8 protein-coding genes are annotated in these 16,821 nt (G+C 43.5%); 4 read left to right on the top strand and 4 right to left on the bottom strand.

Annotation, left to right across the window (positions count from 1 at the left end; all coding sequences use genetic code 11):
- Positions 1-209 precede the first annotated feature (209 nt).
- The 3 genes from INT03_RS14615 to INT03_RS14605 all read right to left on the bottom strand — a co-directional run bounded on the left by INT03_RS14615 (position 210) and on the right by INT03_RS14605 (position 3,848).
- Positions 210-1,379: a tetratricopeptide repeat protein gene (locus INT03_RS14615; RefSeq protein ID WP_193009491.1), complete on the bottom strand. Its 1,170-nt coding sequence runs from the start codon at positions 1,377-1,379 to the stop codon at positions 210-212.
- A 279-nt stretch (positions 1,380-1,658) separates the two neighbouring features.
- Complete coding sequence (gene coq7 / locus INT03_RS14610; protein WP_226950213.1) at positions 1,659-2,297, bottom strand: 2-polyprenyl-3-methyl-6-methoxy-1,4-benzoquinone monooxygenase; 639 nt, start codon at positions 2,295-2,297, stop codon at positions 1,659-1,661.
- A gap of 219 nt (positions 2,298-2,516) precedes the next feature.
- Positions 2,517-3,848 carry an MFS transporter gene (locus INT03_RS14605; protein ID WP_193009489.1) on the bottom strand — a complete coding sequence of 444 codons (1,332 nt, stop codon included), beginning with the start codon at positions 3,846-3,848 and terminating at the stop codon, positions 2,517-2,519.
- Positions 3,849-4,312: 464 nt separating this feature from the next.
- Between INT03_RS14605 and INT03_RS14600 the strand changes: the two genes are divergently transcribed.
- Together INT03_RS14600 and INT03_RS14595 are read left to right on the top strand one after the other, a co-directional pair.
- Positions 4,313-7,849, top strand: a complete 3,537-nt coding sequence (locus INT03_RS14600) for an autotransporter assembly complex protein TamA (protein ID WP_193009488.1) — start codon at positions 4,313-4,315, stop codon at positions 7,847-7,849.
- Positions 7,850-8,014: 165 nt separating this feature from the next.
- A complete protein-coding gene (locus INT03_RS14595; RefSeq protein ID WP_193009487.1) occupies positions 8,015-13,009 on the top strand; it encodes a translocation/assembly module TamB domain-containing protein in 4,995 nt (1,664 codons plus the stop codon).
- Positions 13,010-13,268: 259 nt separating this feature from the next.
- On the opposite strand, the gene hemP is transcribed toward INT03_RS14595, so the two are convergent.
- Positions 13,269-13,427 (bottom strand): hemin uptake protein HemP, encoded by a 159-nt coding sequence (gene hemP, locus INT03_RS14590; protein WP_227672156.1) that lies wholly within the window; start codon positions 13,425-13,427, stop codon positions 13,269-13,271.
- Positions 13,428-13,723: 296 nt separating this feature from the next.
- On the opposite strand from hemP, the gene INT03_RS14585 reads away from it, so the two are divergent.
- Together INT03_RS14585 and INT03_RS14580 are read left to right on the top strand one after the other, a co-directional pair.
- Complete coding sequence (locus tag INT03_RS14585) at positions 13,724-14,827, top strand: NUDIX domain-containing protein (RefSeq protein ID WP_193009486.1); 1,104 nt, start codon at positions 13,724-13,726, stop codon at positions 14,825-14,827.
- Positions 14,828-15,265: 438 nt separating this feature from the next.
- Positions 15,266-16,510 (top strand): lipocalin family protein, encoded by a 1,245-nt coding sequence (locus INT03_RS14580; RefSeq protein WP_193009485.1) that lies wholly within the window; start codon positions 15,266-15,268, stop codon positions 16,508-16,510.
- The last annotated feature ends 311 nt before the right edge of the window (positions 16,511-16,821 follow it).

Here is a 16,821-nt window from a genome sequence, read left to right as displayed (position 1 = left end):
AAACTTCGATAATCGAATCGAATACGCATTTAAATAAGGTAGACAACAAGTTGGGTTCAATGGAGTTTTGCTAGACATAAAAAAGCCCCTGACTCTATATTGAAGTAATTTCGATATAAAGTCAGGGGCTTAGTCGAGTCAATCTAGCTTATGGAGCAATCATGGTATTTGTTAAATTCACTTAATGACATTCAAATACCTAATCAATGTTAAGCACCAGGCTTAACATTGATGTCAGGCGCAGGTATATCCCAAATGTAGAATTTACCCTCTTCAATAAGTTTGATTTGCTGACGAATGATGTCATTGTTAGGATTTTTCTGTTCAAGACGACGTAAGCGCTCTAATGCATTATCGCGGCGATCACTTAATAAGTCTGACTGTGCCAAGCTTTGCTCTGCTTCGGTATAGCCAAGAGACACTGCGCGGTCTAGGTATTTTTGACCTTCTTTGAAGCCGCCGCCTTCTGACAACATCATGCCATATAAGAAGTTGGCTTCGCCGCTATCAGGTTGCAGTTTAATGGCACGGTCAACATATTTTCCACCACGTATCGTATAGTCTGATCCCAAATCTAAGTTACGTCCCATGCCATTGAGTTTAGCAGCACGAATCAATACATCATAAGAGGCATTTGGTGATTCAGCATCAGGCTGTATCCATTCAGCCAATACTTTGATTTTTTCACGCGTATAATGGCGCTGTGAGCGATTAGGGAAGTTTGGTGGGTAATGACGGGCATTAGGTGAGACGTCTTCGATAAAGTCATCAAGCAAGCTCACATCTAGCTGATCGTTGTTATTACCGTTTTGCTGAGGAATCAACACAGTCGGTACAAAGCTTACGTCCGACAATTGCACTTGCGGCGTTGGTATATTGGCAAGCTGACCACTACGCAGGTCGACACCAGTAGCGGTCAATGGACCAGGCTCATAAACTCGAGTGGTGCCAGTGAACTCAGGTATTTTTGGTGCTGGTACAACATCTTGTGGTTGCAATGTACTCATTGGCGCACGATACGGCTGAGCATTATTTGGCAAAGGAGCGCTTTGTGGAACACTACTGCTTTGAAGGTCAGTTGGTTGAGTATTGGCTGTCACCGCTGCAGTCGGTAAAGTGGATGGAGTACCCTCTTGTGCTGTACTAGCCGCAGTCGGTCGAGCAAGGCGAATCACACGTTTGCTAGAATCCATGGCACTAGGCACCGATGTGGCAGTAGTATCGGTCTTTGCAGCATCTGTTGTTGCATTGGTTTCTGCCGCATTGACAGGCGCTGATAATAGCATGGCACAAGCTGTGGCCAGTGCTGTCAGAGTTGCCAGTTTAGGCGACTTGCTAGACGCACGGGCAGAGAGAGTCGATTGGTTGATGGCTTTCATAAAAATCGTTACCTTAATTTATTTAGTTGTTATTTAGCAATTGAATGGTTATTAGCTCATGTCTTTGCGGCAAAATCATACAAATTTTTAATACCCTAACAAATTCAACTGAGCGCTATCAGTAGTAGGATTGTTAATAGTAACGCGATAGCGTGTACGTCATGCCAGCGACAGCAGGGTAAATGAGAGCAATATCAATAATAAAGCGCACTGTAATTACCATCACAACGCACTTATCATCACAACCTATCGCTCAAAATCTGCTATCACAGATGGCAATTACAAGTGATATGCCGTGGCTTTCATGCGATTGGCCATCCAGCGCATAGTATGGCGTACAGGCGGTGATAACGCTGCGCCGCCACTTGCTAATGCCAACTCACGATGATGCAACTCTTCAATATCCATTTGTGCCAGTATCTCTCTTGAGCGTTTATCGTGCTCTGGTAATTGGGTGATATGCTCTTGTAAATGTTCGCTGACTTGAGCTTCTGTCTCTGCGACGAATCCCAAGCTAAATTCATTAGAGATGGCACCCGCGACTGCGCCAAGACCGAAAGACATGCCATACCATAATGGCGTAAAGATACTGGCATGACTGCCAAGCTCGTCTAATCGCGTCTCGCACCAGACCAGATGATCGACCTCTTCTTCGGCTGATTGCTGCATGGCTTGCTTGACGCCACTGTCTTTGGCGGCAAATGCTTGACCATGATACAGACCTTGCGCGCATACTTCACCAGTATGATTGATACGCATCAATCCTGCGACATGTCGCGCCTCGGTGATAGTGAGCTCAGGAATCTCGTCACTGCTGACTGGTAGTGGACGAGTGCTAGGGTTTGAATGTGGTACGACAGCTCGTAATGCCTTATCGACCCCAAGTAACAATTGGTCGACTTTGGATAAGGGACGCAGGGCCATGATTCACTCCTGATGGCTTAAATACGATCAAAAAATTAAACTTATCTGTTCTTCTAAAAACAGCATCTGTTCTTCTAAAAACAGCATCTGTTTTTCTAAAATAATGATAGTGATTAACGCATAGGTATTACTATAGCAAACAATCTAAATTATCAGCACCAATATTATCCATTTGATAACACACCGATTGCTATAGCAGCATGTCAATCTTACTTATGGAGCCACTTCATCGTGCGTTTGGATGACTGCATTTTTAATATGCTTATTGAGTTTACTGTATAAAAAGGCACCGAAGGCAATGTTTATGAGTCCTGTCACCAAAAATAACTGAGGTAAATTGAATCCCAAAGCGTTCAAGATCACAATAGAGAAAATCGCTGAGGTGACCATAAATATCGCGTTAAAGATATTGTTGGCACCAACGACGCGCGCGCGGTGGCTCTTGGGTGCATAGGCCTGCATAGAGGCATATAACGGTACGATGTATAAACCGCCGCTAAAGCCCAAAAAGAATAAATCAGCAAACACGCGCCAGCTGCCACTCATCCCAAATAAATCGTTAATACCAAGTAACGCCTCACTAGTAACGTTAATATTCAATCCTGACAGTGAAAAATACAAATCAATCGCAAAAATACTTAAGCCGGCGATACCAAAGGGCAAAAGACGTAAGCTGACTTGGTTTTTGGTTAGTGATTTGCATAATAATGAGCCAATCGACACACCAACAGAAAATAAGGTTAATAGGAAAATAACCACTGATTCATCACCATGTAAGATGACCTTGCTGAATTCTGGCGTTTGGGTCAAAAACGTCGCGCCATAAAACCAAAACCAGCTATTACCAAGGATGACAAAGAACAAAAAAGGCAATGAATATAAGTAGCGCACCGTCGCCACACTAGTGGTCACAATGTTCCAGTTGATTTTTAGGTTTGGCTGCATCGCTGGCATGTGGGGTATCAATCGTGCGACAAAATAACCCAATACGGCGATGACCAATACTGTCACACTTATCCAATAGAGCGGCTGCGCTATCTGAGTTAAAACACCCGCGATAATCATACCGAGCAAGATCGCTAACGACGTTCCCATTTGAAACAAACCGTTAGCACCAACCAATTCATCTTCTTTCATCGCTTGTGGTAAATAGGCGTATTTAATAGGCCCGAAAAAAGTAGATTGAGTGCCCATGAGAAACAACGCAACAAATAACAATGCGTACCACTCAAACACGAACCCTACTGCCGCAATTACCATAATTACGAACTCAAGCAGCTTAATCAATCGTGTGAGTTTTGATTTTTCGAATTTATCCGCGATTTGTCCTGCCAGTGCAGAAAACAAAAAGTAGGGCAAAATAAACAACATCGCGGCCAAGTTATTCAAAATACTGACTTCCATGCCCAACTGACTCGCAGCGGTGTAAGTCAAAACCAGTATGAGCGCTTGCTTAAAAATATTGTCATTAAACGCGCCCAAAAACTGGGTAAAAAACATGGCGCTAAAACGGCGGTGCTTAAATAATTGAAACTGATTGGCCATGAAAATTCCTACAGACGGGTCGCGGTTGCTAGATCAAAGAAAAGCGCTGAATACCGCTTTTAAAGTGAAAGTAATTATCGATATAATTATTAACAGTATCAAAAACTTATCGAAATATAGCATAGGTTTTATCAATATTAAGCCGTATAATAGCAAGGCTTTGGTAAAAATACATGCGCTCGACACTATGATTTCATAATTATCTAAGTTATGATTTGTAAATTTTGCATGGTTACGTCGCGAGGCGTGAGTGATCTCAAAGGCTTGCTACCACTCACGCATGTCTATTTTTTGATAAAAACAGGGTGCTAATCTGACACCAAGGTTTGCATTATAAACGGTCATTATCCAAAGCAAGACAGTAAACCATAATTCAGCCAACTGCTATAAGTTTATTCACCGGTAAGACTAGGCGATTGTTATCGTTCATAATATTGTGCCGCGTGAGGTGATAGGAAATACACATGAAACACCAGCCTTCAACGCTCGCGCGCAATGTATCGATGATGCAGTGTGATACGGATAATGTTCGAGAGGATATTAAAATTCAAGATTTTCAGAGTAACGGTCTTCAAAAAACACGTCGTACAGCAGCTGTGACAACTCATGGCAATACGCCGCGCATTTATTTTACGCGTTCAGCACTTTTCACTGCGCTAGCGACCAGCCTAGTGGGTTTCGGTATGGCACCTGCTGCATTGGCTGATACCACAAATAATATCAGTTCTCCTAAACAACCTACGAGCAATCAAATAGCTGTCGATCAATCAAACAGTCAACCAACCAGTACTCAATCAACCACACTGTCAGATGATGATACTCAGCTCGATATCGCTTTGGATGCATTGCGCCTAAAAAAGGCAGTAGAGCAGGGCATTATCGATCAGTCAGTATTGGATGAGTACAGCGAACAAAGCCTAGGCATTAAGAAGTCTGATGCTCAAGATAAAAGCGCTAAAAAACCAGCTCCTCAGTCTCAGGGTATGGCTAATTCTCAGGTAAATGCCATGGATAATATGGCTGGCGCCAATGATGACTTGTTGCAACAAGCCGCAGCCATACAGCAGCAGGGTTATCAGATGATGACGCCCGAGGAGATTGATCGTGAGCTGGCTGCGATGGATATGCAGAATGCCCAAGATATTGATGACATCACTAATAGTACGGACATTAATAGTACCAACGTTAATAACAATTACAGTAACAATAATAATGATATCAGCAATAACGATCGAGATTTTGACGCGCCAATTGCTACATTAGATGATACAACCCCGCCTATTGGTTTAGATGTGGATTTGGATGCGACCAATCTGCCAACTCCTAACAATCTTGAGACATTAGGTAGGAATGAGAGCGCCGCTGAAAGTGCACAGACGGCTGAAGTTATGTCGCGTCCGATCGATGTTAGCGACTCTGTCAGTAGTGGACGCGTGGATGGAACCGGTACTTTCGATAATGAGATTGTCGCCAATGCCAGTGATGAGACCAATGAAGATGGTACAACGTCAGATATCATCAATCCTGATGACTACTTGCCAGACTATCAAGCGGACTCTCAGGGAATAAACCAGAGTATCGAACAAGCGAGTAAGCCTAAGCCAATGGCTCGTAATAAAGGCAATATCGTGAAACGCCTTTATAACCGTTTATTCAATGCAGGTGTGATGGCATTACCACATGTAGATACCACAATTTATCTACGGCAGGCGACCGCTGAAGGTGCTGTCGATGGTAAGCCAAAGCTCACCAAAGCGGATAATGACGTTCAGCCCATGAAAAACATCAAGGCCGCCCTTGATGATACGACAGTTCAGTCAGTTACCGACTTTACGGCCGCCTTGCCACGCCTACGCCAAACAGCATTAGAAGCAGCCCAAGCAGTGGGTTACTATGATATTACGTTACGCCTACGTCAGCGCAATGCTGACACGATCGATGTCATTATCGAAGAGCTGGGCGAGCCGGTACGTGTGGATAGCCGTATTGTTGAGATTCGCGGTGAAGGCAGTGAACAACCAGAATATATAGCACTTGAAAAAGACTTGCCGCCACAAGTGGGTGATATCTTCAATCACCGTGTTTATAAAGATAGCAAGGCGGCCCTTGAGTCGCTGAGTAATACTTATGGCTATTTTGATCAATATTGGCTCAACAAATCCGTTGATATTATCTTGCCAGATAATACAGCAGATGTGTCGCTGGTCTACAACACTGGTGATCGTTATGAGTTTGATGACGTTGTGTTTTTTACATACGATGAAGAAACCAACACCTTAACCCAAGATCCTGACAAGCTACCTGTTGAGTTGTCACTATTACAACAGTTGTTCGACTTTAAGCCCGGTGACCCTTTTTATCGTCCAGCGGTGACCGAGTTTAGCAATGACTTATCAGCGACTCGTTATTTTAATACAGTCAACGTTGAGTCGATATTGCCGCCAGATGAACGCAGTGAAGCCAGTACTTTGGCTTTTGATAACACGCCTACCAATGATAGCAGCACACTCGACGACGATATTAATAGTGATGGCGCCTTAGACATTGCGGGTAATAATGGTGCTGAAAGCTCAGCTGCTTCTAATAGTAGCCGTGTTAATCAAGACAATAACGCTGATGATGGTGATGAAAATAACGCAGAGAGTGAGGGTAATACGACTGCCAATAGCGGTGAAACAGTCAATCCCGCCGACATCGCGGCGATCGATTTTGAAGCTGATGCAGCAACACTTGATAAACTACAAGCTATCAAACAAAAAGCAGAGCGTTTGAGCCGCTTACCAAATGACCGTGTATTGGATGAAAAAGACCAAGAGGCGGACAATCTTTTGGGTAAAATAAGCGACGGCATCAGTAATATTGCGCAAAAAATATTCCCTGATGAAGAAAGCTTAATCACTGATGAAAACTTTGTACCACCAACGCTGGCTGGTCGAAAAACACCGCGACAAGTGGCAGAAAGTAAAAAAGTACCGTTGTATGTTTTTGTCTCTTCAAGTAAGCCGCGCGATGCCCAAGTAGGTCTTGGTTACGGCACAGATACGGGCGTGCGAGCGACGGCAAAAATAGACTATAATTTGCTCAATCGTAAAGGCTATCAAGCCGGTGCAGAGACCGAAGTTTCCAGAATTACCAAAAACGTCGCTGTTTATGCCAGTCGACCTTGGAAACATCCACTTAACGATAAATTAGATGCGCGTCTTACCTATGAAGAAGAGGTCATCGACCAAGGTGAAGGCAACTTCGACCTATCTACTACGACGCTAAAAGCGGCATTGGCGCGTAATATTCGCCGTGACAGTGGCTGGAATCGCAGCTACTCTGTGAATTACCGTTTAGATGAGCTAGAGACTGGGGTCGATGAGACAGAGTTGGACGACCTACCTATCCGCTTTACTTCTTCTAAGCCTAAGCAGCAAGCGCTGCTATTTGGTTATGGTATGAACAAAACCGATGTAGACAGTGTGACCAATCCGACTCGCGGTATGCGTCAGTATTACTCGCTTGAAGCAGGGGCTGATAAAGCCCTTAGCGACACTAATATGGCAATCATTCGCGCGGGTGTCAGCGGCATTTATAGTTTTGGCGATGAGCAAAAGCATCAAGTGCTGGGCAGTCTGAATACAGGCTACATCTGGGCAGATGATTTTTATGATGTGCCTTATAAATTACGCTTCTTTGCGGGTGGTGACCAAAGTATTCGTGGCTATGACTATGAGAGCTTGTCACCGCTCGACAAGGGCTATTTGACTGGTGGGCAAGTGCTTGCGGTTGGTAGTGCAGAGTATAATTATGAATTTAAACCAGGATTCCGCGGGGCATTCTTCACTGATGTGGGTAATGCTTACGACAAAAACTTCGAGACTGAGACAAAGGTCGGCGTCGGTGTTGGTATCCGCTGGGCATCGCCAGTCGGTGTGGTACGAGTTGATGTGGCTGCTGGGGTGACAGAAGAAAGCATACCCGTTAGACTGCATTTCTTTATTGGCTCGCCTTTATAGCCATGCAATCCAGTGGTGACATCATTTAGCGCGTATTGATCATTATTAAGTCGTCTCCGTTAGTGAAATTGAGACAGGTTCAATACGCGCTATTAGCAATATCCGTTGTATTCCTTATTTATCGTGCCGATTGCCGGTGACCATTCTTTAACGTAGTTGAGTGTCATGCTGACAAAAAATACCCCGCCTAATAACGCCCCAGATGAAGATCCAGCACAGCGCGACGCTCGTGCCGTCAGACGTTGGTATCCGCTGTCATTTTTGCTCAAATTACTGGTACTTATTTTAATTGTGCTGGCCATCATGTTTGCCGTGTTTTTTTACGCAATGGGCACAGAGTCGGGTACGAAGTTTATATTAGAAAAAGTCAGTGCTGAGACGGGCATTGATTTTAAATATGGTCGCGGTAATTTACGTGATGGTATCTGGGTCACTGATATCGATATCAAGGCAACTGAAGACCTTGAAGTATTGGTTGATAAAGCTTATGTCAAGATAGGCTGGCGTGCCATATTTGCCAAAGAAGTGCATCTGCGTGATGCAGACATACAAACCATTGAGATTATCAATAACAAGCCACCAACGGGTGAGCCGTTCGATTATAAAACGTTACAGCTACCAGTGAACTTACGCTTTGATCACGCTAAAATAAAAAATATTACTTATAAACAAGTGACCAAAGAGCCCATCGTTGTGCAGGATATTGTTGCTCGTGATTTGACATGGGTCGGTAGCATGGTAACGGTTGGTCGCGGTGATTTACAATATGCTGATATCGTCAAAATCAGTGCCTTACAAGGTGAAATTGATTTACAAGGCGACTATCCGCTAGATTTAAGCGCGATTGCAGAAGTCAGTGCGCTAGAAAAAGCCTATGTTGACCCATTGAATATCACAGCAACAGGGACGCTAAAACGTACGGTCGGTAAAGTTCGTAGTCGCTACAATGACAGCGATGTGAGCGGTGATTTTGTTGTACAAGGTTTAGATCAGGATTCGCCGTTCCAGGCAAAATTGCAATGGGATGATATTTTGATCCCTTATGCTGAAAGCCAAAAAATTCGTTTAAAAAGTGGTACTGCTACCGCGACAGGGGTGATCTCTGAAATACGTCTGCGTATCAATACTGAGCTGACGGCTAAAGACATTCCGTCTGGTCACTATCAAGGTCGCGCCGTCATTGCAAACAGTCAGTTACGTATTGATCGCTTAGATGCTCAGGTGCCAGCTGGAAATTTAATTCTGCAAGGTATTTTAGATTGGCAAGACAGCTTTGATGCAAAAATACGAGCGACAGGTAGCAATTTTGATATTCGCCGTGTTATTCCTGATGACTATGCTGATTTCAAAGCATATGCACCGCAAAAGCTGAATGGTCGACTGTCATTACATTATCAGCAGAAAAACAGCACTGGTAACGTAGAGCTTGATGCAGATTTGCGTCAACGTGATGGCGAGCATGTGAATGCCAATATCGTCCAAGGCAAAATGTCAGCGAAGTCGACACAGGTAGCGCCTTGGTATATCGATGCTAAATGGCAAAACCTAATCCGCCGCGATGTGCCTAATATCGGTAATATTGATAGTCCGCGTGGACAGGCGGATGTCATCATTCGTGGCTCACGGTTATCAGTAGATGCCAATGCGGTCATTAATGAATTGAATGCCGCTCCTAAAGGCAACTATGATGTGCGCGTGCGCAAAGCTGGGGATGTCATCGACATCAATCGCCTGAATTATAAAGGGGTTGTGGGCGACTTATCAGGTATTGGGCAGATTCAATTGGCAAATAAAAAGCGTCCGCTCACATGGCAGATAGATGCGCGTACCAATGGATTATTACCCAAACAGTATCGCAGTGATTTGCCGCTTGAGCGCCTAACCGGTAGTGTCAGCGCGCGTGGTCGTTTATTGACTATTACTAAAGGTGGCGTTAGTGGTCAGCGTCATATTATCACCTTAAACAAGACCGACTTGCAGGCTCAACTTGATGCGACTCAAGACGGCCGTGCTATTGGCATAACGGGTGCAGGTGATGCCAAAATCGATATCGTTGGTGGCGAGCTGTCTATGTTCGATGCGCGCTTCAATGGTCAAGTCGATACTGCAGATGTACCAAAAGGACGCCTATCTATTGATGCGGCTGGCACGCCAAAGTTTATCAGTATTCGTAAGCTCAATTACAACGGTGAAGCGGGCGCAGTGAATGCCAAGGGCGTCATCGATTTGCGTAAAAATATCGGCTGGACGATAGATGGTCGCTTTGATAAATTTAATTTGGGTTATTTTTTACCCAACAATCCAGCGATTATCACTGGTGATCTAAAAACCAGGGGCGAGTGGCAAACTGCGCCTAAGAATAGTAAAAATGCCGCAGGCAAACTGCAACGTTTTGCGGTGAATTTCGATGGAGTGCTAGATGCTGAGCAATTACCAGCGGGCAAGCTGACCATTGATGCCAGTGGTGATGATCAGCTGATTCGTATTAAGCGTTTCCGTCATGTGGGCGCGGCAGGCAGTATTGATGCCAAAGGGACAGTTGATGTACGTCAAGGCATTGCGTGGGATATTGACGCAGTGATGGATCGTTTTAATATTGGTTATTTCCTCAAAGATACTCCAAGCCTTATCACCGGCACTATCGATACGGATGGGCGCTGGAGTGACTCGCAGCAAATCATTAATATCAAAAAAATTGATTTAAGAGGTATGCTAAAAGGTCAACCGCTTAGTGCTAAGGGTAGCTTAGCGGCGAAGATGCGTCTGCCAAAAGATTTAGCAAGCTATTTCAAGCGCCTACAAACGCAAGATGCACAGGCGCAATATAAGCAAGTAAATGCCTTGATAGACAGCTTAAACGCGGATAATTTAGTGCTACGTTGGGGTGATAATTATGTCACTGCTAATGGCAATGCTAAGCAATTACAAACCAAAATTAATATCACCAGTCTGGATCAGTTGTCAGATAAATTGGCTGGCAAAGTCACTGGCGGTGCGACCTTATCACAGCCAGTAGGACAAGCGCTGCCAACTATTTATATCGATTTGGTTGGTGAGCGGATTGCACTGCCGGGCTTTATTTTGCGCCAAGGTCGCGTGCGCGGTAAGCTGGTCAATTTAGCAAACAGCCCAAGTCAGCTTATTATCACCGCTGAAGGCTTAGATGCAGCTGGACAGAGTTTTAAAAGCGTTAAAGCAACATTTAATGGTACTGAGCAGGCGCATGTGGTCAATCTTGACGTTGCCAATGAGCAGCTCACGATTGGCGCAAGGCTTAAAGGCGGCTTCAATCGGGATAAACTGAGCTGGTCTGGCGTCATCGGTAAGGGCCGTGTTCAATCCAAATATGCGACCTTAAATCAGTTACAGCCAGCGCAGTTAATTGTTAATTTACCCAACAATCAAAATGGCAATAATAACGATTTAAAAGTACAGTTGGCAGCGCACTGCTGGCAAGCCACTGATCAAACGGGCAAGGTCTGCTTACGTGAAAACTTAATCGCGTCACCTGATAAAGGTGAGGTGAATATTGCCTTACAAAATCTAGATACGTCATTACTATCTGTCTTTTTACCCAAAGATATCGACTGGCATGGCAAAATTAATGGTAAGGCGATTGTTGGCTGGCAACGTGGTCGTCCACCGACGATTAATACCACACTGTATTCAGACAACGGCAAAATCGGTTTGATTCAAGATGGTGATAGTTTACCCGTCACTCTGCCTTATAAGCGGGTCTCATTGATTGCACTGTCCGTCCCTGAGGGCATCAAACTACGTACCGATATTAACACTGGTGGCGGTGCGCGTGGCTATGCTGAAGTGGTCGTTGATCCTTATAAAACGCCTAAGCCAATTTCGGGCGCTTTGGTATTGAATGAGCTTAACCTTGCGATATTCAAGCCTTTCTTCCCAGGTATGCGAGTGCTAGAGGGCAATGTCACGATGGCAGGAGGATTGGGCGGTACATTAGATAAGCCGCAATTCTATGGCGATGTAAAACTTGCTAATGGCCGTATTGCGATGCTTGATTTGCCCATTAATTTAACCAATGTAAATACTGACGCCAAAATTCGTGGCACGCAAGCGACTATTGATGGAACCTTCAGCAGTGGTACGGGTAAAGGGGTTTTGGCTGGTACCGTTAATTGGCAACAAAAACTCCAAGCCAAGCTTAGCGTCAGCGGCGAGCGTTTGGTGATTACCCAGCCACCATTGTTAGTGGCAGAAATCAATCCTGATATTGATATCATCGTGCGTCCAGGCGATCGCTATGTTGATATTAAAGGGGCGGTCAGCGTACCGTCAGCGACCATTCGTCCGCCAGAAGCCAGCGAAGATATCATTACTCAAACCGAGGATGCAGTAGTTCTTGATCGTCGTCTCATTGGCAATATTGACGAGGTATTGGCAATATCGAAACCTTGGTCAATCAATGCGGATATCGGTGTCGACTTGGGTGATGATATCAACTTCCGTGGTTTTGGTGCCGTTATTCCTTTAGCTGGTGCGATTAATATCACTCAAAATGGCACGGGTGTCATGCGTGCAAAAGGGGTGGTGCAAGTATCACGTCGTACCAATATCAACGCTTTTGGTCAGAACCTAGAGCTTAACTACGGACAAGTGCGCTTTAACGGTGATGTGATGAAACCTAACCTCAGTATTGAGGCGGTTAAAACGATCAGTGGCAAAACCGTAGGTGTCCGTGTCAAAGGCAATACAGAAAGCCCCAATATTATTGTCTTTAATAATGCAGGTTTGACCCAACAGCAGGCGATGAATGCTTTGGTGACAGGTCGAATTAATAACAAGGGCGCCACCCAAATCAGTGAGCAAGGCTTTAAATCGCAAGTGACGAATAACCTAGCCGCCGCGGGCTTAAGCTTTGGACTGAGTGGCACGCGTAATCTAACCAATCAAATCGGTCAGATTTTTGGTTTTCAGAGCTTGACCGTTGATGCCTCAGGCAGTAGTGAAGACACCAACGTCAACGTCACCGGTTACGTGACGCCTGACTTGTATATACGCTACGGGGTAGGGGTGTTTAATGCTCAAAATAGCTTATCTATTCGTTATCAGTTAACTCGACGTATTTATGTAGAGGCAACCTCAGCGGCAGAAAACGCGGTGGATGTGGTTTACAGTTGGCAGTTCTAAATCGCATCGTTTTATCCAATAAAAAACGCCTTTGAATGAAGGCGTTTTTTTATAGGTAGGTTAGGAGGTGTCCTCAATTCAATTGATAGTCATCTAAATGGGTTAAAAATGGCCAAATCTTGCCAAACGGCGTCAAATAGCTGACTAATATCTCGATATTATCGGCGCTATTTTCCTTGTTTGACGGCAATTTATCTCATTTTTATCACCATTTTTAAAATGAGGACACACCCTAATATTGATGATGAATGATATTAATCTATTTGGTCAGGATTAAGCGATTATTACGTGTCAAACGTAGTCGATACTCTTCACCCTCATGCTCAATACGCACTTCTTTAGTGAGTGCAAATAAGTGTTGTGATTGCAAAGTTGGTAAACGGTTTTCACGGCAATTCAAGTAACGAGAGATAACCATGCTCATAGTAAATTCCTTTTGATAAAAAATGGCTGAATAGTAATGGCGATACAGTAACTATCTTTAACGATAATAATTATCATTTACATTGAAGAATTTTGCAAGGTAATTGATAAAATAAAATGCAGTCATTGTGTAAATTTATCTAAAGCAACTTTTGTAAATGAGGTTTAAATAAATAAAAATTATCTAATTGTTATTATAAATCAATAAGTTGGTTTTAAATTGACTTGGTTTTTTGAAGGTATAAACCTATCAAATCGCACTTTAAAAAAACAGTAATAAAGGAGACGCCGATGCCAAATGAAGCAGACAACCACATTGATGGCTCATTTAACAGCGAAAAAGTACTCATCGTAAACGTGGCAGTTGCGGTCATTCATCATAAAGCCCAATATTTACTTGGATTTAGAAACGCCGCCCAGCATCAAGGCAATCGCTATGAATTTGTAGGTGGCAAAATAGAAGCCAATGAAAACGCCGAGCAGGCATTGATTCGGGAAGTCGCTGAAGAGACAGGCATTGAAATTTGTGACAATACGATGGTCAAGCTTGGACGTCTGCATCATGATTATGGTGATAAGCAGGTCAGTTTACAGATTTATAAGGTTGAGCTGACCGCGCAGCAGTATGAGCAGCATAAGCATCGCCAATATGGGCTAGAAGGTCAGGCGCTAACGTGGGTAAATAAGGCAGATTTATTAGCAGGAAAGTATCATTTACCCGCTGCTAACCAGACGATTCTCGAATGGCTCAGTGTGCCAACAACGATAGCAATTACCTATCCATTGACGCATTTTGATGCCTCACCTGATCCAATGGCCGCATGGCTGACTTTTCATCAAAACAAGCTAACAGCCAATGCTTGGGTATATATTCGAATAAAGGCAGCTGGCTCAGAAAGTATGGCAGCGCAGTTGATGCATATGCGTCCAGATATTAAGGCGATTGTCCCTTGTGATGTCAATGGACAGACCCTAACCATTGAAGCGCCGCTAGCAATGAAAGATACAACCACTACCAATTCAATCGTTGCCAATCAGCTGTCTCATACCGCATTGTTGCAATGGTCGGAAGATACACAAGATAGAGTGCTGTCTAAAAATTACCCGTTAATAGTCAGTTGTCATGATGCCGCCAGTATTGATGCTGCCAATAAACTGGCTCATAATCGGTTACAGCAGCAATTACCGCCCGTCATTGGCGCCTTTTTGTCTCCTGTACTAGTTACCCATACACATCCTGATACTGTGCCACTTGGTTGGGAATCATGGTCAGCATTGGCACAATTGGCTGACATGCCGATTATCGGTTTGGGTGGTTTATCACCTGTGATGATTCATCAAGTATTAGAGCATGGTGGTATCAGTGTTGCTGGTATTCGACAGTTCTTTGAATAGTAAAAAACTAATAGAGGGAGTGTTGGCACCAATGCTGACCAGTCCTGAACCAGAATTGCCATTAATTGGCATCTATCAGGGCAAATAATTGATTTTTAATATATTTATCCAATCAGTAACTATGTGTTTACTCGGTATTTATTCTGCTGCATAAACGCATAGTTACTTACAAACCGTTGCTTTTTCCTACATTGCGACACTGTTTTAATAGTCGAGCTGCCATTAATATATCACCTAAACAAAGAGTACTTACTCTATATTCTTATAAGCGAATTGCTTATCAATATACCTCTTAAGTCCTCTCATGATATTTGGTTTTTGCAGCGCCAGCTTTTACATTCAATATATTTTTAAAAGTTGAAGACGCACAGAAGATGAGAGTACATATAGGGCATATAAGAAGAATAGTTAACAGTCACTATCAATAATGGTACCTCTATGAAAACCAATAAGTTACCTCAATCAGCATGGTCTGATACAAAGGAAGCTGGTTCTCAATCTAAGCAGACTACCCAGTCGCGCCACTATCATCTGAATGAGGATAGTACACGGCAGACAGGTAACGCCAGCAACGATGCTAGCTACAACCATGATAATCTAAATGACCAATATTCTACCCATTTGGCAAAAAAAACGTCTTCGCAAGATCACTATTTTGGATATAAAAGCGCCGATAAGAGCCCACTACGGGCAAAAGAGTCTACTATGACTAACAGCAATAATAACAAAGACGGCGATTCAAAACATAGCGAAAGCAGTAATTTCGTTAGTGATTACTGTACCAAGGATAGGGGTCACTGCACTAACGATTATAAATGGTCACAAGAGTTGAGCGAAAAAGAACCGTTAATATCAGATTTTTTAGGGGATAAGATAAATGGTTCAATAAATTCTCCTGTGCAAAAAGAATCTGGACAGAACCGCCATTCAAAGCAAAATACTGATTCATCATCAACCTCTACTTACTCATCATACAAAGAAATACCGGAGCGTATATTTATGAATGGACTTATCAAGCATACGGGTATAGCCCTAGCTATTATCATACCATTAGCCGCATTTTCAGCGTATGCTGCGACGCCACCGGTCAATGCTACAGCTGATATAACTGCTAACGCCACTACGGATAGAACCACCACAGAGACGTTGTCAATTAAGCCAAATGCCATCATTCATAAGTCTGCAAGTACACCGACCACAGTGGATAGCGTTGATCTAAAAAAGTATGCAGGAACATGGTATGAGATAGGTCGTTTGCCCATGTATTTTCAGCGCAATTGTGCCAGTGATGTCACTGCCAATTATACGGAAAAAACCGACGGTTCAGGTATCATAGTCACTAATAAATGCGTACAGAAAGACGGTTCTGGTATTACTTCTGAGGGTATCGCTAAGCCTGTTGATGAGTCAGGCAGCAAGTTAAAGGTCACATTTTTACCATCGTGGATTCGTTGGTTGCCAGTTGGTCGTGCCGACTATTGGGTACTAGCACGTGATGCTGATTACAAGACTGCTTTAGTAGGAACACCTGATAAAAAATATTTATGGTTATTGGCGCGTTCGCCAAACGTCACTCAAGAAACCTATGCCAAATATCGTCAAATCGCTCAACAGCAAGGCTATGACTTAAAAGAATTTAAGTTAACCTCGCAGACCAATCAAACAGTTAGCCTCGTTCCATAACGAGCATCACTTACTAGATACTGTGTTAAATCGTAATGTCGCTTTATCATCCACTATTTGATACTGGCAATAATAAACAAAAAGGCAGCATAATTGGCTGCCTTTATTTTCATAATAACCTCCACAACTCAATAAAATGCTTTATAAGCGCTAGCAGATCGGTTATCACTGGCAAAATAGGCCGTTTTAGGCTAAAATCTAGGCGATCTCAATACTCTACATCAATAACTGACACCGATATCGTGCGGTTGCCATACTAGAGTGATTGCGTAGACCACACATAATCTATCTAATCTGTATTCTCTATCATT

Origin of the sequence: Psychrobacter sp. PG1, from assembly GCF_014897815.1 — a bacterium.
Lineage (GTDB): Bacteria > Pseudomonadota > Gammaproteobacteria > Pseudomonadales > Moraxellaceae > Psychrobacter.
The sequence above is the reverse complement of the archived record's forward strand: the minus strand, read 5'-3'. Positions and strand labels throughout refer to the sequence as shown.